This window comes from Microcoleus sp. AR_TQ3_B6 (genome assembly GCF_036702785.1).
GTDB lineage: Bacteria > Cyanobacteriota > Cyanobacteriia > Cyanobacteriales > Microcoleaceae > Microcoleus.
The window spans coordinates 15,275-34,427 of record NZ_JAUBVJ010000020.1 but is presented as its reverse complement, the minus strand read 5'-3'; the positions used below and the strand labels follow the sequence as shown (position 1 = coordinate 34,427).

The window sequence follows — 19,153 nt, the reverse complement described above, 5'->3', positions numbered from 1 at the left end:
TTTTCTCACTTGAGTACCCATAGCTTTTTATTTCTTAATGGACTAGGAAGCAGGTGGCGGATTACATCGCGGTAATTGAGAGAAGGAATGCGATCGCAGTTATTTACCAACGAGTGCTAGAGCACCGCTTTGCAAAACAGGAATTTCAATTCGGAACTCTGCTCCTTGATGGGGTTGAGAGAAGCACTGGAGTAAGCCACCGTGCTTATCAACTACAATTTGATAGCTGATGGATAGCCCTAATCCAGTTCCTTTACCAGTTGGTTTTGTGGTGAAGAAGGGATTGAACACCTGTTGTCTAACAGTTTCCGTTATCCCAGGTCCATTGTCTTGAACTTGAATCACCACGTTGTTAGAGTAACCGGGCCCAGTTTCGTTTGTAACTAGCTTAGTCCGAATAGTGATGCGACTGGGATTCTTTTGGATATCTTTTGTATAACGCTGATTGTCGTAGTTTTCTAAAGCATCGATCGCATTTGCCAGAATATTCATAAAGACTTGGTTCAACTGTCCGGCATAGCACTCTACTAGCGGTAAGTCGCCGTACTCTTTAACAATTTCAATAGCAGGATGATCGGGATTTGCCTTCAGTCGATTTTGCAAAATCATCAATGTGCTGTCAATTCCCTCGTGGATATCAACTGGCTTCATTTCTGCCTCATCGAGCCGCGAGAAGTTTCGCAGCGACAGGACAATTTGACGAATGCGATCGGCTCCTACCTTCATTGAAGTCAGGATTTTGGGCAAATCTTCACTAATGAAGTCCAGCTCGAACTCTTCAATTTTTTCCTCAATTTGGGCATTAGTTGGATAGGTTTGCTGATAAAGCTGAATCAACTTTAGTAAATTTTGCGTGTAGTCGGCAGTATGGCTCAGGTTGCCATAGATAAAGTTGACTGGATTATTAATTTCGTGAGCAACACCAGCAACCAGTTGCCCCAAACCTGACATTTTCTCTGCCTGAATAAGCTGTGCCTGAGTTTGCTGTAAGGTTTTGAGTGCAACCTCAGCTTCCTCTTTTGCTTGCCTTAACGCAGCTTCGGCTTGCTTCCGCTCAGTAATATCGAGTGAGAAGGAGCCAACTCCAACAATCTTTCCAGCATCCCCTACTAAAGGCGTATTGAACCATTCGCAAATAATGGTTTTGCCGTCTTTCGTAATATTTTCGTTGACGCTGTAGCGTCCTCGGGGCTCACTCAACAGCTCGTTCATAAGTTGATCGACTACCTTTCTGGCAGGCGCAGGCACCATTAATTCTGCGGCATGGTGTCCGATCGCCTCAAGAGCCGTGTAACCAAAAATCTTCTCTGCCGCTGGATTCCACGCAGTGACTTTAAAGTTTAAATCCCATTCCACAACTGCCAGCGAAGTTTGGCGGAATATAAAAGATAGCCGCTGTTCCGATGCTTTGAGTTCTTCTTCTGCCTGTTTCCGTTGAGTAATGTCAATCCCTGTTTTGATGATGTACTCAATTTCACCCCGATCGTCCAGTAAAGCAGTAGCTGACCAGGCAATCCGTCTGAGTTGTTGATTTTCGCTCATCCAACTGCCTTCATACTGCTGGGGAAAATTACCAGCTTTTAAAGACTTAAAAGTAGTTTTGGCTTGTTCAGCTAAGTCTGAGTTCGGGAACAAGTCCCAAAAGTAGCGCCCCTTCACTTCACTAAACGAGTAATCAGTCATTTGTTCCCAAGCTCGGTTAAAGCGAACGATTTGTCCCTGCGGGTCGAGCACAACTACCAGGGCACCTGCAATTTCAAGAATGGCTGAAACAAAATTGCGTTCCAGTTCAACTGCTGTAATCAGTTCCTCTAACTGAGTTGCCATATTGTTAAATGCGATCGCCAATGTCCCCAGTTCATTTTGGCTGTCGATATTGACCCGTGTCTCTAATTGCCCCCCACTAAGTTCAGTAGCTGCCGTGGTTAAGCGCTGTAGCGGCACCACAATTTGCCGAATAAATAGAAAGCCAATGCCAACAGCAACGATCGTCACCACCACCAATGAGCCTCCCATAATTGAGAGCATTTGGTAAACGGGAGCATAAGCCTCAGCCGTTGGCAGTTCTACAACCACATTCCAATTCACGCTCCGAACTAAGGCACTGGCTCCCAATACTTCTACCTGCTTTAGACCCTGATAAACGTTAAGGCGCTTAGTATTTCCGGATGCTTTCAACAATTGAAAGAAAGGGCGCTTAGAAATATCTTGAAGTTGAAAGGTTTCTGGCTTACTACCCTTTTGAGCAATGAGAAAATTACGCTCATCGACTACATAGACATAACCCGTCTTGCCAGCCTGCGTTTGGGAAACAACAAACCAGAGAAAGTTGAGATTTACCTGTGCTAATAGCACCCCATCCACCTCATCTCGCTCATTCCGAATCGGAACCGCCAGAATGGTCTTTGGTTCGTGGGTTTGAGGATTAATTTCTATAGGACTGACATAATCTTCCTGTTGTTTGAAGGCACGAATAAACAGTGGCGAATTGGCTAGATTTTCTAATTTAAGCGGTTCGTAGGGTGAAACTGACGTGATAACTTGTCCTTTCCGGTTCAAAATGGCAACGGCTTCATAAGCATCATTATGACGAATCAACCCTTCCAACAGGCTCTGCTGCACTTGAGGTTGAAAGTTTGTGAGTCCTTTGACCCTAGCTAAATAGCTCAGTTTTCTTTTCAAGTCATCTAGATAATTATCAATCTGTCCTGCCGCTGTCTGGCTACGCTCTTCTTGGAGCGATCGCGATTGCTGGATCTGCGCCTGAAAGCTGAGGTAGATCAGCAAGCCACCTGTGGGCAGTAAGCTCAGGACAACCAAAAATATCAAACCATAGCGGAGCTGATGTGCAATAGAAAAGAAGCGTTGCCAGAGATGTGAAGGGGAGCTTTTGGCAATCGGAAGAGCGCGATCGTGGCGTTGATTTTGCATCGGACTATTGATCAATATTGGTAAGTCAATTAATCGGCGCACTAAGGAGAAACATCAATTTTGCCAGTCGTCACAGCTTCTCGGATGGTGTTGAAAGTGTCCTCTTCCTGAGACGTGAGACTACCACGGAAAGGAGCAAAGTCGTAGATTTTCTCCTTGAGCCCAAACTTGTAAAGTTTTCCTTCCCAGCGACCTTGCTGGGTTAAAACCGCCGCATTGAGCACCAGATTGGGAATGTCCTCCAGAACGCTAGTTAGGACTTTGCCGGGAGCCAGTTTGTACTGATCCTTTCCCCAACCAATCACAAGGACTCCTGGCTTTTGCGTAACGGCTTTTAGCGCGGCTAACCCTGCCTCATCCGCGTTGATTGTCAAAACATCTACTCCAGATGCAACCATATCCATTGCAACTTTGGTGGCTTTGTCCGTATCACTCCAAGTGTTGAGAAAAGCAGTCGAGGCTTGAACAGAGGGATTCGTTGCCTTCACTCCCCGCCTAAACAAGGCTTCTTCTTCTTTGTAAACCGGATAAGGTGCACCCACAATATAGCCAACTTTATTGCTCTTGGTCTTCATGACAGCCAAAGCGCCTGTGAGGTAGCCCACCTCACCCGATCGAAAGGCAACAGCCCCCAAATTTCTGTTATTCCCTGGATACGTTGTAACCAGGGCAAATTTCGTTCGCGGAAATTCTTTAGCGACCTTTTCGGCAGCTTTGATATAGCCACCACTGGCTGCAATTACCAGGTCATAGCCTGACTGGGCATATTTGCGAAGGGCAGCTTCACTATGTTCAGCGTCAATTTGGTCAGTAAAGTCTACCTGAGCATTAAATTTATCTTTGATTAGATTCAATCCTTCAAAGCAGGATTGAGCCCAACTGTGGTTATCTTTAGGTCCTATGGTGACCATTGCCACTCTAAAGCTGCTAGAGGTACTTACTTCAGGGGAAGAGTTTAAGTTCGGAGTCGATCGACTGCAAGCGATCGCAAAAAATAGAGCTAGAGCCGCCAGAGTCATTTGTTTGAAAAGAGATTGAATTTGCATAATAGTTTTTCGCAGCAAAATTAGTTTTTCTACGCCGATAAACTTGTTGAAGGGTATCTCAACAATCTTCATAACTCTTACTCTAGCTGGGCTTTAATAACTCTGACCGAAAGCATCCAGGATACAAGCCCCCCGATTCATCCGTCGGGTCAATACTTCAATTCTTTAATCTCAAATCTCAAATCTAAAATCGATTGACCGAAAGCATCCAGGATACAAGCCCCCCGATTCATCCATCGGGTCAATACTTCAATTCTTTAATCTCAAATCTCAAATCGATTGACCGAAAGCATCCAGCATACAACCCCCCGGATTCATCCGTCGGGTCAATACTTCAATCTCAAATCTCAAATCTCAAATCTCAAATCGATTGACCGAAAGCATCCAGCATACAACCCCCCGGATTCATTCCGAAAGCAGACTCAGGACCGGTGAAATAAAAAACCTGTATCCGATGAAACTTGCCTAACGTATTTATCCGTGGGGTCAATGCTTCAATTCTTTAATCTAAAATCTCAAATCTCAAATCGATTCACAGATTCCGCGTAACACTCATTTAACCTCAAAAACAACTAAGGACACGGCAGTGCCGTGTCCCTACAAATATCACCGGAAATTAACAATAGTCCGGACAGTTTTTAGTTCGCCGTCTGAAACCCTCGATTTTCCGTTGGTAGCGAAGTTGCCTTGGAGCCTTGAAACCCTTATTCTACGGTTGGCACTCAAAAACTGTCCGAAGTAGTGAAATTAACCAGGTTTGCGATTACTTAACAAACAGCATTTCTTGATAAGTAGGCAGCGGCCACAAATCATCAGCCACTTCACCTTCCAGAGCATCCGCATACTTGCGAACCTCATCCATCAAAGGACGAATTGTTTGCGAAGCATACTGCATATGGTCTTCTGTAGAATCAAAATCGTGCTTGCTCAAAGCCGCACTCAACTTGCTCGCAGTATCCATCATGGACTTAACCAGCACCCCTACTTTTTCGGCCGTTTCCTTGGACAGTTCAATCCCAATCTCTTTCAACTTAGAAATCGTGCCGGAAAGTTCAGCTAAATACCTCACCGCTGCCGGGTAAATGATGGTTTTTGCCATGCTTGTTACCAGTTTTGCTTCGACTTCAATAGCCAGCAAATACTGCTCTGCATAAACATCGTAACGGCTTTCCAATTCCACAGGAGTCAGAACACCTGTCTTTTCAAACAAGTCTTCAATGTATCCTTCCTTCAACACTGGCAAAGCATCTGCCGTAGTCCGCAAGTTAGCTAAACCCCGTTCCTCAACAGCCATTTTGTGCCATTCTTCCGAATAGCCATTGCCGCCAAATACAACCGCGCCGTGCTCGTCCATCACTTCTTTGAGAATTGTTTGGATGGCAGCATTCAGTTCAGTTCCGTTAGCCAAATCGCTTTCTAATTTGTTAGCAATCCAGTCCAGAGAATCTGCAAGAATTGTATTCATCGCCACCAGCGGTCCGGAAACAGACTGACCGGAACCTACTGCACGGAATTCAAACCTGTTTCCAGTAAAGGCAAAGGGCGAAGTCCGGTTTCTGTCCCCAGCATCCTTCATGAAAGTAGGCAGTGTTTCTACACCTAAATTCATAATTCCCCGACCTTGAGAATCCTTAACTTCTCCCCGGCTAATTTGCTCGAAGATATCTTCTAATTGCGAACCCAAATAGACAGAGATAATTGCTGGCGGAGCCTCATTTGCACCCAATCGGTGGTCGTTGCTGGCAGTAGCAACTACGGCGCGCAACAGCGGCCCGTATTTGTGAACTCCGCGAATCACAGCGCCGCAGAACACTAGAAATTGTATGTTCGAGTGCGGTGTATCGCCGGGGTCTAATAAGTTTCCTTGGGTGGCATTCCCGACGGACCAGTTGACGTGTTTGCCGGAACCGTTAATGCCGGCGAAAGGCTTCTCGTGCAGCAAACACATAAAACCGTGTTTCTTCGCAGTGTTGCGCAGAATTGTCATGGTTAATTGTTGGTGGTCGCTGGCGACGTTTGCTGCTTCAAAAACTGGTGCAATTTCAAACTGACCGGGAGCTACTTCGTTGTGGCGGGTTTTGGCAGGAATTCCCAGCCGGTACATTCTTTCTTCTACTTCTTGCATGAAGACTTGAACGCGCTCGGGAATCGCTCCAAAATAGTGGTCGTCAAATTGCTGACCTTTGGCAGGAGGTTTGCCGAAAAGGGTGCGACCTGCTAGCAGTAAATCGGGGCGGCTGGTGGTGAAATTGGCATCTACCAGGAAGTATTCTTGTTCGGAACCGCAACTGGAATTGACCGGAGCAACGTCGGTATTTCCTAATAGCTTTAACACTCGGGTTGCTGCTTTGTTCATTGCGGCAATGGAACGCAAAAGCGGGGTTTTTTTGTCTAAGGCTTCACCTGTCCAGGAGATGAAAACAGTGGGAATGCACAAAGTCATGCCGTTGTCTGTTTCCATGACATAAGCAGGGCTGGTGACATCCCAGGCTGTGTATCCGCGAGCGGCGGCAGTGGAGCGAATTCCGCCGTTGGGGAATGAGGAGCCATCGGGTTCGCCTTGTACGAGAACTTTGCCTGCAAATTCTGAGATGACGGAACCGTCGCCTTGGACTGAGATGAAAGCGTCGTGTTTTTCGGCGGTGCTGTTGGTGAGCGGGTAAAATACGTGGGCGTAGTACAGGGCTCCTTTGGAAATAGCCCAATCTTTCATTGCTGCTGCAACTACATCAGCTACGGAATCGTCGAGTTTTTGGCCTGTTTGAATGGTGTTTTTTACTGATTTGAAAATACTTTTGGGCAGACTTTCTTGCATCTTGCTCAGACTAAAAACGTCTGTTGCCCACATATCTTCTAGTCGCTTGGGAGGCCGGGCAGGCATCTGTTTGCGGTTGACGATTTGAGAAATTGCTTGAACGCGCGATTGGTTTCCACTCATGGTTTTTTTTATTGGGATTGCGGGACGAGTAGTTGAGAAAAAATAGATGTTAACAAAAGTTTAACGATTGACGAATATTTGGGATTTACCCAATATTTTTTGTCAAAGCTAACTTTTGCGAGAATGCCTTTTTTGGCAGGCTCTACAAGATTGGTGGAGCGAGGCTCAATCATTTCGCCGTCCACCGGGCGTGACAATCCAGTGTGAGATGCGGTTGGATTTCGGTTATTAGCAGCAATAAAATAGATGACAAGAGCCTGTACTAATTTGAGTCAAAATGATAGATGCCTGCGATGCACAGATTTAGTAGCTAATCTTCAGCCCTGCTCAAAAATTTTGTGCGAATCAATTCCGATGAATTCAGGTCAATCGATTTGAGATTTGAGATTTTAGATTTTAGATTGACCCCACGGATAAATGCTCTTTCTTGAGGATTTTCGATTTGAGATTTGGGATTGATTCCACGGATAAATCACGTGGCGGGTACCACCTTTGAAATTCTTGGTCAAAACTACTTATGGTTTTTAACGGTTCGACGATCGATAAATCGCAGTCCAGCAAACAACGCACTCGTTTAGGGGTTTTGCAGAATTATGGAGAGTACACAATCTACACTTGGAGAGTTTAAACAACGATCGACAAAATAAATGTATCGCAGGCTACAGAATTTTAGTTTTTTTTCTGCAGGGTCGATCGCACTCGCATGGGGCATGGGGCATGGGGCATGGGGCATGGGGCATATCGATTTTAGATTTTAGATTTTGGATTTTAGATTTTAGATAGGGGCAGAGGGCATCGGGCATCGGGCATCGGGCATCGGGCATCGGGCATCGGGCATGGGGCATGGGGCATACCTCACCACGCGATCGAACCGCTATATAATAAATAAAGTCTGCCAACTCTTCTAAAATTTGGTGCGACAATTTGCCGTAGAAATCTTTACGAGATTTGGGAACTTATTAAACTGTTATAGCCGCAGTTTATTGAGCATAAAGAAGTAAGTTGATAGTTTTTAGTTAACTGGTTGGTAATCCGAAGACTTCAGAGCATGAGCCAAAAAGCGTTCTGTGTAGTACAAAGCTAATTGATTGCTCGGGCCATTAAAAACTGCATCAAAGGCGTGTTCAGCCCAAGGAATTTCGAGCAAAATAGCCCGTGAAGCGAAGCTATCCCGTAGGGAATCGCCCGTGGCTCGCAATCGTTGGTAGAGCGATCGACCAAACTTAACCTGAACGATATGGTCGCGACCTGGATAGACCAGTAGAGAAGGGGGAAGATTCGGTTTAATATAATTTATGGGAGAAGCCCGACGGTAAAGCTCGTTGAGTTCGTCTGGGGTTCCTCCCAGAAAGGAACGCAAGACGGCTCGAACATTTAGGGCATCAGGAAAAGGTGGATCATTGTATCCCCGAATCAGGTCATTTGGCCCGTAATAGTTGACCACTGCTCGAACTGGAAGCACACTAGAATCATAAGCAGTTAGCATTGCTAAATGGGCACCTGCAGACCTTCCCATCAAAGCAATTCGATCGAGATCGATTTCCCAATCACCAGCATGAGTTTTGATATAGGAAAGAGCGGCTTGTACGTCCTCAATCTGAGCAGGAAATCGATACTTGGGAGCGTGGCGGTAATCAATTGCAACTACACAATAGCCTTGAGCGGCCATGTAGCGGCTGAATTCCTCATTGTAATCGGCATTGCCTCTTTGCCAAGCTCCCCCGTAGAGTGTGATAATCGCTGGATATTTGCCAATTTCCACTGGCCGGTAAAGGTTTAGTTGCAGTGAAACTCCGTCAGGGTTGGCAAATCCAATAGCCCGATCGATCCTAACCTTTCTGAGGGGAATTCCTCGGAACGCATCTGCGAGGATAAACGGTTGAGGGCGTAGCTGGGCGCGATGGGCGACAGGAACGGCTGCTAAATAGTTTTCCCCTAGAACAGCTTGCATTTGGGTAGCTGTGGCTGCATTGGCTGATGGGAACTGAATCAGGGGAACCAGGCCCAGGATGAGGGCGAACAGGTTACAAATCAGTAAAATAATGTAGACTTTGCCTTGATGCGGTTTGAGCAGGTTCAGCAGAAGGGCGATCGCGTTGATACCGACTAACCAAGGACTGATTTCTGGTGCTCCCACCGCCAAAGGGTACAGGAACAGCGTGGGTGCTGGTACGATGACCCAGAGACTGAGAAATAGCCCGATCGCACTCAGGAACCCAGAAATAAAGGGCGAGACTAAGAATGCTGCCAATAAGGGTAACTTTTTGCGGTTCTTCTTGCGGATCATCGGATTTTTGCAGCCTAATTTTTAATCAGTTTAAATTAATCTGGTGGTTTTTATTGGTAAGTCGATCGCCTCTGGCATTTTACCAAACCAGCAGCTTCATTGACTCCGACATCCTGCGGCGATCGAAAATGCTTTGCATCGTTGTATTTTCATCTTTGGGGTTGTTCGCTGTTTGTGGGAATCTTAAGCTGAGGTTATCTGCCTAAACTAGCTGTATGAGTTATTACAGATCAAAACTTTGGCTATTATTCCGATTTTGGTAGTTAGACAGGACTTAGGCACGCGTGTCGAGAAACCGGGTTTTTTTACGAGTCTACTTCGTTGCACTAGGCGATTTCCCAAAAAACCCGGTTTCTTTACTGACTCGTTAAGCCTCGAAGTTTATCTCGAAAATAACAGAAGCTTGGTGACAAATTATTATCTACGTTCATGTGGGGAGGAATCTTCTTAGCCCACTTTGACTTCTCTACACCACTTGCTTGCTTACCTTGTTTAGATAATTTTTGTTGACCACCGGAAAACACCGCATCAGCTAACGTCTGCCACGTCCCACAGATACTATCATTGGTGTAAGAATTTAGGACTGCTTCTTTTGCGTTCGGATAAGCTGCCCTAACTGCTGCTAAATCGCCTAGATACCATGCTTCTCCTTCTTCAATTGCTATACAAAATTGTGTCTTTGGCTTAGGATTGCACTTATCTACAACATCTAGTAGTTTTCTGCGAAAAGTACAGAGGGTTTCGTCATCAAGATCGCAAATTACAATGAGGACAGCAGGGCAAGCAGGAGGATATTGAGAGAATGTTTTGCCGTAGCCTTGAACAAGTCGCGGAAGCTGGTCGAACAGAATTCGTTATTTGGCTTCAGAAGCAGATTTTAAACCTTTAGGAATATGTCCACTTCCTTTGTAAGAAGTGATCTTAAATGTGTGTTCGGTGCTAATAATCTTTGGGATAAGAATTTCAAGAGCAGTTTTTCCAGAAATATCCTCGACAAGTATCTCAAAGTGCATTTATTCACCTTTTATCTAGATAATCGCTGTACCAAAGTCCGCCAAGGGGCAATCCTTCAGAAACAAGGTTATTAATGAGAGAATCTTCGCTAGCTCGTCTGATTTTAGAAAAACCATCCTCGCCCTTTTCAAGTACCCAAACCTCTTCAGGGGTAAGAGCATCTACAAAATAGGGTTGATGTGTTGTAACAAATACTTGCGATCTACTTCTTCGAGCTGTAGCGTGTTCTCGAAATTCTCGGGCTAGAGTTTCTAAAAGCTTGTGGTAAAGTCCGTTTTCTGGTTCTTCAATGCACAAAAATGGCGGTGGTGAGGGGTCTTCTAAAAGAAGGAGATAGGCAAATACCTTCAGTGTGCCGTCAGACATTTGTTGAGCATAAAACGGTTCTTGAAAACCTCGATCGTTGAACTGCAGCAAAAGTCTACCGTCTGGACTTTTTGTGGTGCTAATCTTTTCCACCCCTGGAATCTTACTAGATATTTTTTGCAGAATAGATTGGAATTTCTTAGGATGCTCTCTCTCCATAAATTGAACCACATTTCCTAGATTATCTCCATGAATATTCAAATGTTTTTGTGGCCCAGCCAGAGGTAAGCTACGGGCAGCGTCTGGTGTGAAATAGCTGAGATACCATCCTTCGATAAATCTACGAAATGCGGAAATTCTTGGGTGTTGTTTGAGCGCTCCCAAAGTAGCAATTCCCAATTTTCGATTGTCGTCAAGTTCAACTATTTCCGTTTCATTACTTTCTTCTAATATCCCACCTGTTTGATTTTTTTTTATTAAATTAGTTACATCAAATTTCCCTCCATCTTCATCAAAGCCTTCTGCTTCACCTTTCCATGCTAAACCCTTACCTTCATTTAGAATCAAAAAAGAATAAAATTGTCCTTTTTTTTCGTTTTTTCTCCGTTGTCTAAGTCTTTCTTTTTTTACATATGGTCTTTCAGAAGAGTCAAGGTCTATTGCCAACTCATAGGTGATTGGTCGAGCGTTACCATCCTGTTTATAGTAAATCTCAAACTCAACACTTCCATTTTGTCCTTGCGATCTAATTCTCTCGAAACCTCCCCGTCCGCGGGAATCACAGGCTTCTTCGACTCCCCCTTTTAAGCAGTCTGCAAGAAAGCCAAAAGTGTCGAAAAGCGTGCTTTTCCCAACACCATTTTTACCGATAACGGCTGTCATTGGCATTAGTGGCTCGGCATTTTGCATATTCCACAGCTTGCCCATAGTAATATCACGCAGCGAGCGGTAATTTATTACCCTAAATCCTTCTATTTTTGCCACTTAAGTTCCTCTGAGCCATTAGGAATGTTATAAATTACTCTAACCATATACAGCATTTTTTAGGTAAGTGAGGTACAGAGCAAAGATAGAGGACACGGCAGTGCCGTTTCCCTACAGCGATCGATCGCTTGACGGGTGTACTTCATCAACGTGCAATCTGCTGTAACAATTCAGTAACTCTAAAATTATACTTGATTTTACTTATTAGCTAGCATCTGCCCAAGCGCATTGAGGCACGTTCCCAATGGCCAGCACTAGCAAAACACGGCAAACTAGCTGCCTGAATCGATGTCCGCTTGTTTGTTTTTGTTTCGTCATGTACGTTATGGAATTTTTTGTAAAAATCAGCGTAACATTTCTCTAGCCTTACCCAATTAAAAACGATGCCAGCACTACTAATTTTTCCCAAACTCCTTAGTTTTTTTCTAGGTATTTGATAGTATAGCGATCGCTAACTAGGTAGGTGCCAATAAACTTTACCATGTCACAAAATTTAAAGCTACCATCACACGAGCGGTTGCCTCGTTAAGCTGCAAACGTTCTCAGTGCTTGCTTTACAGATTTTTGAAATTTATGGAAACCTCAAATCGGGACGCAATTAAATTGTAGACTAAGTGTATTTATCAGGTAAAATCGAGTCTAATCCTTTAACTGCTGAGGCATATTCTCATGCCCATTCCCAAACTCACTAAAGCGACGATCGAGCTTCACACCTCTGCCCAATCCCTCCAGCGGGGTGAAGCTTACTATTTAGCGGGCAATGTTATTAGCGCAGTGCGGCGCGGCAATATGGTGCAAGCAGTAGTGGAGGGTTCCGAAGTAGAACCCTACCGTGTTACGCTGCCCTTTGATGATGCCGGATTAGCCTCTACATTATTCTGCACTTGTCCTTACGATAACGGTGGGTGGTGTAAACACATTGTTGCGACGCTGTTATTGTGTATGCGGCAACCAGAAATAATTGAGGAGGGCCCGACACTGGAACAATTGCTCGATCGCCTCAACGATGTACAAACCCAGCAATTAATACAGCATTTAGTAAAAAAAGAACCCTCACTCATTGATGCGATCGAAGGATACATTAACTTAAGTGCTATTCCTGCACCTTCAAACCAACCAGCCAAAGCACCCCGCCACACCTCCATCGATCCTGCTCCCTTTCGGCACCAAGTACGACGAATTTTGCGAGAGGCTGTGAGGTATTTGGAGGATGGATGGGAGGAAGACCCGATTACAGAAGAACTTTTAGATGTTATTCAGCGAGCCCAGGAATTCAGCGAACAGGGGGATGGCAACAACGCTTTAGTAATTTTAGAAGCCATCACCACAGCCTGCGTTGAAGATTGGGATGATGTAGCAGAATATGGCGCTGAAAGTGATGACATAGCTAACGCTTTGGATGAAGCTTGGACAGAAGCCATTTTGACGGCTAAACTAACTGCGGAAGAAGAGATCGATCTCCAGATGATGTTAGAAGCTTGGCAAGATGAATGGGATTGTGATTTCAGCATGAGCTTGGAAGCTTTACGCCAAGGTTGGGACAACCCCCTACTCCAAGAGGTACTGGAAGGAAATATTACTGGGCAAGGAGTTTGGGCTGGTGACGCACCAAAATGTGCTCGCGACTTAACATTGATTCGCTTGCAAATCCTCGATCGCCAGGAACGCGATCGAGAATACTTATACTTAGCCCAAGCAGAAGGTTGTACTCAACAATACTTGACGATGTTAACTCGTTTGGGGAGAGTAGAAGAAGCAGTGGAAGCTGCGGCTACCCAGATGCAATCAGCGGAAGATGCTTTGGCTCTCGTTCAAACTTTAAAGCAACAGGGAGCCTTAGAACAAGCTCTGAAAATTTGTCAAGCTGGGTTAAATTTGTCAGGTCATTGCCATTACGAACTGGCAATCTCGATGAGTGAGTTGGCTGTTGAGTTGGGGGACGACGAAGTTGCGTTAAATGCTAGAATCCAGATATTTAAAATCAAACCGTCCTTTAGGGATTATAGTTTAGTGAAGGAGTTAGCAAGAGATAGTTGGTCAACTTTGAAAGCCGATTTGTTAGCAACTCTGAAAACTAATGAAAGTTGGAATTTTACTGACGCGAAGGTTTATATTTTTCTGGAGGAGGGAATGATTGAAGATGCGATCGCCCTTGCTGATGGCTTGAGTTATTACCACTCAGCACTGATTCACCGAGTAATGGGGGCTGCTATCAGCCACAGCCCCGATTGGGTAATCGCCAATGCTTGTCAGCGCGCTGCATCGATTATGGATCAGGGAAAATCAAACGAGTACAATCTGGCGATTAAGTGGTTGGAAAAAGCCCGCGCTGCCTATTTACACACGGGGCAAAATCTTCAGTGGTCTGGTTATCGTTCTCAACTGATGCAAGTACACAGCCGGAAGCGGAAGTTGATGGAAATGCTCAAAAGTCCAGATTTAGATTGAGCCTTAAGTTTACGGTAAACCCAAGTTAAAGCGACGCAACCCAGGATCGAATAAACCTTACTTAGTTTTTGCTTTCACGGCCCTAGATTCCACTGTGAATCCTGGAATATCTTGCAGTTCGGTTTCGCTCAAACTGTACTGTTCGCAAACCAAACTCAAACGAGTTCCGCTACTTTTAACGGCGTTGACAGAGTGAGTCAAATCTCCTTGAAAATAGATCAGCGAGTTGGCTTGCGGCTTAATCTGCCCGACTTGCTGTTTGTTGCGCCGCAGTATCAACTCTCCCCCTTGCAAGTTCGGCGGTACTTGCACGTACAAAACGCTGACGGCTGCGGGAGGTTCAACTGTTTTGCAGTACGATCGCAAAGATCGATCGATATGCGGATCGACGCGGGAACCTTCACCCAGCAACAAAGGGTTGAGGTAAAAAGCATTGCATTCAGGCTGTAATGCTTGGTCTAGATAGGGTTTGAACAAAGGGAACCGCCGTTCTACTTCGGCGATTTCCGAACGCTGAAACACCACGGAAAACCCTTTTGTGCCAATGAAATCGCGATTGAGGTTGTTGATTGCTAGATAAGGGGAGGCTAGAATTGCTCCTCGCAAGTCGTTGAGGTAGTCGATCGAGAAAGCGTTAGGATGTTGGCTGTAGTATTTCAAGGCACTCAAAAATCATCAAAGTTTAAGGAAACAGCAGATAGAAATGCAGCAATCGCTCAGACTTGGGATTGCTTCGTTCCTGGCGGAGGAGATAATAATCTTGATTTAAGTCCGCGTACTTAAGTCCAAGGTTTTTCTTAACTGCGGGCGATCGCCCGCAAGTGTCGCAACCGACTAGCAACTGCCAAATATTACTATACAGGCGATATTTGTGGTGATTCAATTATATTTGCAATTCCATTATACATGATGCAGCTCAGCAGCCGATCGCCCATTTATTTTAACTTGTACAATTGCAGGGGCGGGCCTAATTTGGGCGATCGCATCCGGCCTCTGTTTTCTCACCGATTTCTTGAGTTTCCTAGCTGGAAAACCGATGGGTGTTGGCGCTGTATAAGAAACATCTTGCTAAAAAAAGCAATCCGTGCATTACGTCAAAATGCTGGGAGGGCGATCGGCAATATCTAACGGGCGACAGAACGTTAATAAAGTTTACAGATAGAGGGCGAACCCAAAAATACCAGCAGTCGCATCATTTCCTAAGTAATTATTCAGATTAAATTAATATTTCACAGGGTGGAGAAAAGCAAACGTGGTAGCTATAATTAAAGAGTAAGTAAAAAAAAACAATTTGCTGAAACGATATGGCAACAACATTGTACGAGAAAATGGGCGGAGAGTCAGCCATTAAAGAGATGGTGGATGATTTTTACCGCGATGTTTTGGCGGACGAGGTAGTGAGCCACTTCTTCGAGCATACAGATATGGAAAAGCAGCGGCGGCATCAAACTGCTTTTATCTCTTATGCCCTCGGCGGCCCCAAGCAATACTCAGGCCGTTCAATGGAGAAGGCCCACGCAGGTTTGAATCTACAGCCAGAACACTTTGATGCGATTGTGAAGCATTTGACGGATGCCATAATTGCCCACGGCGCCTCCCAAGAGGATCTCGATGCAGCGCTAGCTAAGATCGCGACTTTAAAAGAGGCTGTTTTGTACAAGTAATATCTACAGTCCCGGACGCATGGGTACCTTCATAACCGAGTTTTTTTTTCGGAAAATACTGCATAAAGATTTTTAATCCCCGTAAAAAACTAAGGTGGTGAAGGTATTGATGCGTAATTGTGCCGATCGACTTGTCCAGCGCCCTTGAAGCTGTTTTAAACCTCCGGCGGCAAGTCCACGCTGTAGAGAATTTTGCCTTCAAGGTTGTGCAGCGCCACAGTCATCACCTGACTGTCGCCATTAATTTTAACCGTACCAAAGAACTGAAAACCTTTTGTAGGAGGTAGATTTTCTACTTCTGGCAGCGACAAACTTTGGAACTTAACTAGGGGACCAAAAGTATTGTCAAGCTTGTTTGGCCCGTAAGTTCCAGCGTGAAGCGGCCCGGCAACAAACTCCCAAAACGGTTTAAAATCAGTGAATTGAGCTTTGCCGGGATCGTAGTAGTGCGCAGCAGCATAATGCACGTCAGCGGTCAGCCAAACGACATTTTGGATATTGTTTTGCTGGATAAAGCGCAACAATTGGGCAAGTTCGAGTTCGCGTCCTAATGCAGGACCATCTCCATTGGCGAGGTTCTCAAAGTTGCCGCTGTTTTTGCCATCTTCAATCACCAATCCGACTGGCATATCGCTAGCAATTACTTTCCACCTTGCCTTTGAATTCTGCAATTTTTTCTTTAACCAGCTAACTTGAGCATTACCCAAAAACGCCGTTTCTTCACTTGCTGCTGTCTGACGGTTGGCAGTGTTTATTCCTCGGTAGCTGCGCATATCCAGCATAAAAATTTCCAGGGAAGAACCGTAATTGAACGAACGGTAAATCCGTTCTGGGTCGTTGGCATCGAAGCGGATCGGCGTATACTCCATAAATGCTTGCTTGCCTCGCGCTGCCAGTAAAGAACTGCTTTTGACTTTGTAGCGGTCATCGTTCATTAGCATCTCGCCGGGATACCAGTTGTTTGTAGTTTCGTGGTCATCCCACTGAACTAGCTGAGGCACTTCGGCGTTGAAGCGCCGGATGTTATTGTCTAGCAGGTTGTAGATGTAATTTCCGCGAAACTCTGTTAAGGTTTCAGCTACTTTTGACTTTTCTTCTGTTGTGATGTTTTTCCAGATGCTACCGTCGTCAAGTTTTACCTCAGATTTAATCGGACTATCTGCATAGATGTAATCGCCAGAATGAATGAAGAAGTCTGGTTTAAGCTGCCTGATAGTTTCATAAATTTTCATGCCGCCCCATTCAGAATTGATACCCCAACCCTGTCCGGCGGTGTCTCCCGACCAGGCAAAAAAGATGTCGCGCTTGCTGTTTGGAGGTGTGCGGAAACTCCCCGTAACGGGGACGCTGTAGATGTTTGGATCGGCTAAATTCTGGAAGCTGACTCGGTAGAATATTTGCCGGTCGGCTGGTAGGTCAATCAGGTTAATACGCGCCGTGTAATCGCTAGTTTCCAACGCTGCAGGTCCGATGATGCGCTGCACGTTGCCGAAAGTGTCGGCGGTGTCATATTCGACTATCATGCGGGAGGAGCGATCGCACCGACTCCAAATCACCGCACTGTTGCCGGTAATATCACCGCTAGCAACACCGTATGGAATGCTGGGGCGCATCCGATCCGAGGTGATAATTGCCGGTGCAGAAGATTGTGCTAACCCAGATTTCGATCGCAGGTTTGCAACAACAATACCGCTACCTGCAATTGCCGAACCGAGTAGAAAATGGCGGCGGCTGAGTTGGTCTTGTTTTTTACGTTTCATGGCTACCCTCATGTTTAAAAATACCGAGACTGTACTTGGGCTAATTTGTGATGTAGGCAACAATCAGCAAATTAACCGCTGTTCCTGAGACGCCCCGAACTGTGATCAGGAAAACAAATCCCACAGACAAAGGCAGCTTTTCTATGAAGTTTTAGTGTACCCAAAATAAAGATAGTAGGCGATCGATGAAAAAGCAACCATCCATCGGATCGTAGCGATACTCCAACGGCGGGAAATACTGGCTATAAACTGCTGGAGCGATCGAATTTGGTATGATGTGCTTAAGCCGGAGTACACGAGGTGCCCACAAAAGATATGTATCGACGGTGGCTAGACTGTTCGAGCAATTGGGACGTGATGTTAAAATATTCCTCAGATAGGAAACTGTTGGATCTTGCTTATGGAAACTATTTTTACTCCTAGCGAAGCTGCTGCATTCGTACAGTTGCCGGAGAAACAGGTCTACAGCGAACTGGAATACCGAGTCATTCCGTCTGTACCTAATTCACCAAGGCTTCCCTTTGCGGCATTAATTTACCTCCGAGCCCTCAAGGAGGTAAACTTTACATTCTCAGTTGACTATCGATCTCTGCTGTACCAGCGGTTGCTAGAGGCTTTGGATCGACGGATGTCTAGTCTTGAAATAGGCAAGTTTTTCACCTTACATCTAGATGCGATCGCCCTTGAATTGTCGGACATAATTACACGCTTCAAAGATTGGCAAAAGCGTTTAGTTACAGATTCAAATATCATGGGAGGAGAAACCGTTTTTCCAAATAGTCGCCTCACTGTTCGCCGGATTGGATCGATGCTCGAACGCGGTGAATCATCGGAGGTAATTCGCGAGGATTACCCATACTTATCTCAGGAAGATTTGGAGTTTGCCCAGATTTATGTGAGAGCATATCCAAGTGTTTCAGGACTTACCCACAGAGACTATCTGTAAGTTGCCCACTTATCGCATGGGCCTCACAGATAGTATACAGACTGTTCCCTTTGGTAAGTTCTATGTTTGATGCTGTAAACAACATTAAGATCCTGATTGACGAGGATCTTTCGCCTGCTGTAGCGCGCCATCTGTGCGAAGAGCTTTTGATTGATGCAGTTGCAGTTCGCGATCGCGGTTTGCTCGGTGCGGACGATCCCAGTATTTTAGAATACGCCTTTAATGACGATCGCATACTGGTGACAGCGAATGTTGGCGATTTCGAGAGGTTCGCACGCGCGTGCGAAGTTCATGCTGGCATTATTTTTATTTCCGAAGGCGACTTGCTGCGCAGCGAACAGATTGCGATGTCAAAGAAGCTGTCGCTGCAATATATACTGAACTTGAAGCTGGGCGCGATATGGTGAATCGAGTTCTTTACATAGCAGCAAACGGCACAAAAAATTTCGATACTTTACCGCCAGATATGTCAAAATAAGGATAAGAGATTTGCTGCTAGACAGGAACTTAAATTGCAAATTATCTTCCCATTCCTAGGATTTAAAAACAAGTTAGTTGACCGCCATGATTTGCGGTGATAATTTGTAACTTATCGCCGGCACTTCCAGTCTGACCAAGAATTTCAAAGGTGGTACCCGCCACGTGATTAATCCGTGGAATCAATCCCAAATCGATTTGCGAAAATCCTCAAGAAAGAGCATTTATCTCGCGCAAGTCAATCTAAAATCTCAAATCTAAAATCTCAAATCGATTTATCTTCCCATTCCTAGGATTTAAAAACAAGTTAGTTGACCGCCATGATTTGCGGTGATAATTTGTAACTTATCGC

At 45.2% G+C, this 19,153-nt stretch carries 13 protein-coding genes; 5 read left to right on the top strand and 8 right to left on the bottom strand.

Annotated features, from left to right (window positions below; translation table 11 throughout):
* Positions 1-99 precede the first annotated feature (99 nt).
* From QUB56_RS12465 to QUB56_RS12445, 5 genes are all read right to left on the bottom strand, one after another.
* The gene (locus QUB56_RS12465) at positions 100-2,931 is read right to left on the bottom strand and encodes a PAS domain S-box protein (RefSeq protein WP_332955507.1); all 2,832 of its coding nucleotides are present in this window, start codon (positions 2,929-2,931) and stop codon (positions 100-102) included.
* A 41-nt stretch (positions 2,932-2,972) separates the two neighbouring features.
* A complete protein-coding gene (locus QUB56_RS12460) occupies positions 2,973-4,049 on the bottom strand; it encodes a BMP family protein (protein WP_332955505.1) in 1,077 nt (358 codons plus the stop codon).
* 691 nt (positions 4,050-4,740) lie between these two features.
* The gene (locus QUB56_RS12455) at positions 4,741-6,915 is read right to left on the bottom strand and encodes a glutamine synthetase III (RefSeq protein ID WP_332955504.1); all 2,175 of its coding nucleotides are present in this window, start codon (positions 6,913-6,915) and stop codon (positions 4,741-4,743) included.
* Between the two features lie 1,012 nt (positions 6,916-7,927).
* The gene (locus QUB56_RS12450; protein ID WP_332955503.1) at positions 7,928-9,202 is read right to left on the bottom strand and encodes an alpha/beta hydrolase; all 1,275 of its coding nucleotides are present in this window, start codon (positions 9,200-9,202) and stop codon (positions 7,928-7,930) included.
* Between the two features lie 1,017 nt (positions 9,203-10,219).
* The gene (locus QUB56_RS12445; RefSeq protein ID WP_332955502.1) at positions 10,220-11,506 is read right to left on the bottom strand and encodes an AAA family ATPase; all 1,287 of its coding nucleotides are present in this window, start codon (positions 11,504-11,506) and stop codon (positions 10,220-10,222) included.
* A 669-nt stretch (positions 11,507-12,175) separates the two neighbouring features.
* On the opposite strand from QUB56_RS12445, the gene QUB56_RS12440 reads away from it, so the two are divergent.
* Positions 12,176-13,954 (top strand): SWIM zinc finger family protein, encoded by a 1,779-nt coding sequence (locus QUB56_RS12440; RefSeq protein ID WP_332955500.1) that lies wholly within the window; start codon positions 12,176-12,178, stop codon positions 13,952-13,954.
* Positions 13,955-14,011: 57 nt separating this feature from the next.
* Here QUB56_RS12440 and QUB56_RS12435 read toward each other — a convergent pair whose 3' ends face one another.
* Positions 14,012-14,623, bottom strand: a complete 612-nt coding sequence (locus QUB56_RS12435) for a 2OG-Fe(II) oxygenase (RefSeq protein WP_332955498.1) — start codon at positions 14,621-14,623, stop codon at positions 14,012-14,014.
* Between the two features lie 13 nt (positions 14,624-14,636).
* Positions 14,637-14,837 carry a hypothetical protein gene (locus tag QUB56_RS12430; RefSeq protein ID WP_332955497.1) on the bottom strand — a complete coding sequence of 67 codons (201 nt, stop codon included), beginning with the start codon at positions 14,835-14,837 and terminating at the stop codon, positions 14,637-14,639.
* 23 nt (positions 14,838-14,860) lie between these two features.
* Here QUB56_RS12430 and QUB56_RS12425 point away from each other — a divergent pair, with 23 nt between their 5' ends.
* Both QUB56_RS12425 and QUB56_RS12420 read left to right on the top strand, forming a co-directional pair.
* Positions 14,861-15,082 carry a hypothetical protein gene (locus QUB56_RS12425; protein WP_332955496.1) on the top strand — a complete coding sequence of 74 codons (222 nt, stop codon included), beginning with the start codon at positions 14,861-14,863 and terminating at the stop codon, positions 15,080-15,082.
* 176 nt (positions 15,083-15,258) lie between these two features.
* On the top strand, positions 15,259-15,618 hold the full coding sequence (locus tag QUB56_RS12420; RefSeq protein WP_332955493.1) for a group 1 truncated hemoglobin: 360 nt from the start codon (positions 15,259-15,261) through the stop codon (positions 15,616-15,618).
* Positions 15,619-15,773: 155 nt separating this feature from the next.
* Here the strand turns inward: QUB56_RS12420 and QUB56_RS12415 are convergent, their stop codons facing one another.
* Positions 15,774-17,378: an alkaline phosphatase D family protein gene (locus QUB56_RS12415; RefSeq protein ID WP_332955492.1), complete on the bottom strand. Its 1,605-nt coding sequence runs from the start codon at positions 17,376-17,378 to the stop codon at positions 15,774-15,776.
* 400 nt (positions 17,379-17,778) lie between these two features.
* Here QUB56_RS12415 and QUB56_RS12410 point away from each other — a divergent pair, with 400 nt between their 5' ends.
* Together QUB56_RS12410 and QUB56_RS12405 are read left to right on the top strand one after the other, a co-directional pair.
* Positions 17,779-18,324, top strand: a complete 546-nt coding sequence (locus QUB56_RS12410; RefSeq protein ID WP_332955491.1) for a DUF433 domain-containing protein — start codon at positions 17,779-17,781, stop codon at positions 18,322-18,324.
* A gap of 62 nt (positions 18,325-18,386) precedes the next feature.
* The gene (locus tag QUB56_RS12405; RefSeq protein ID WP_332955490.1) at positions 18,387-18,731 is read left to right on the top strand and encodes a DUF5615 family PIN-like protein; all 345 of its coding nucleotides are present in this window, start codon (positions 18,387-18,389) and stop codon (positions 18,729-18,731) included.
* Positions 18,732-19,153 lie beyond the last annotated feature (422 nt).

Coding starts and splice junctions, on each gene's coding strand:
- QUB56_RS12405 (WP_332955490.1), top strand. CDS start 18,387: ATGTTTGATGCTGTAAACAACATTAAGATCCTGATTGACGAGGATCTT.
- QUB56_RS12455 (WP_332955504.1), bottom strand. CDS start 6,915: ATGAGTGGAAACCAATCGCGCGTTCAAGCAATTTCTCAAATCGTCAAC.
- QUB56_RS12450 (WP_332955503.1), bottom strand. CDS start 9,202: ATGATCCGCAAGAAGAACCGCAAAAAGTTACCCTTATTGGCAGCATTC.
- QUB56_RS12465 (WP_332955507.1), bottom strand. CDS start 2,931: ATGCAAAATCAACGCCACGATCGCGCTCTTCCGATTGCCAAAAGCTCC.
- QUB56_RS12440 (WP_332955500.1), top strand. CDS start 12,176: ATGCCCATTCCCAAACTCACTAAAGCGACGATCGAGCTTCACACCTCT.
- QUB56_RS12460 (WP_332955505.1), bottom strand. CDS start 4,049: ATGAAGATTGTTGAGATACCCTTCAACAAGTTTATCGGCGTAGAAAAA.
- QUB56_RS12420 (WP_332955493.1), top strand. CDS start 15,259: ATGGCAACAACATTGTACGAGAAAATGGGCGGAGAGTCAGCCATTAAA.
- QUB56_RS12410 (WP_332955491.1), top strand. CDS start 17,779: ATGGAAACTATTTTTACTCCTAGCGAAGCTGCTGCATTCGTACAGTTG.
- QUB56_RS12415 (WP_332955492.1), bottom strand. CDS start 17,378: ATGAAACGTAAAAAACAAGACCAACTCAGCCGCCGCCATTTTCTACTC.
- QUB56_RS12425 (WP_332955496.1), top strand. CDS start 14,861: ATGATGCAGCTCAGCAGCCGATCGCCCATTTATTTTAACTTGTACAAT.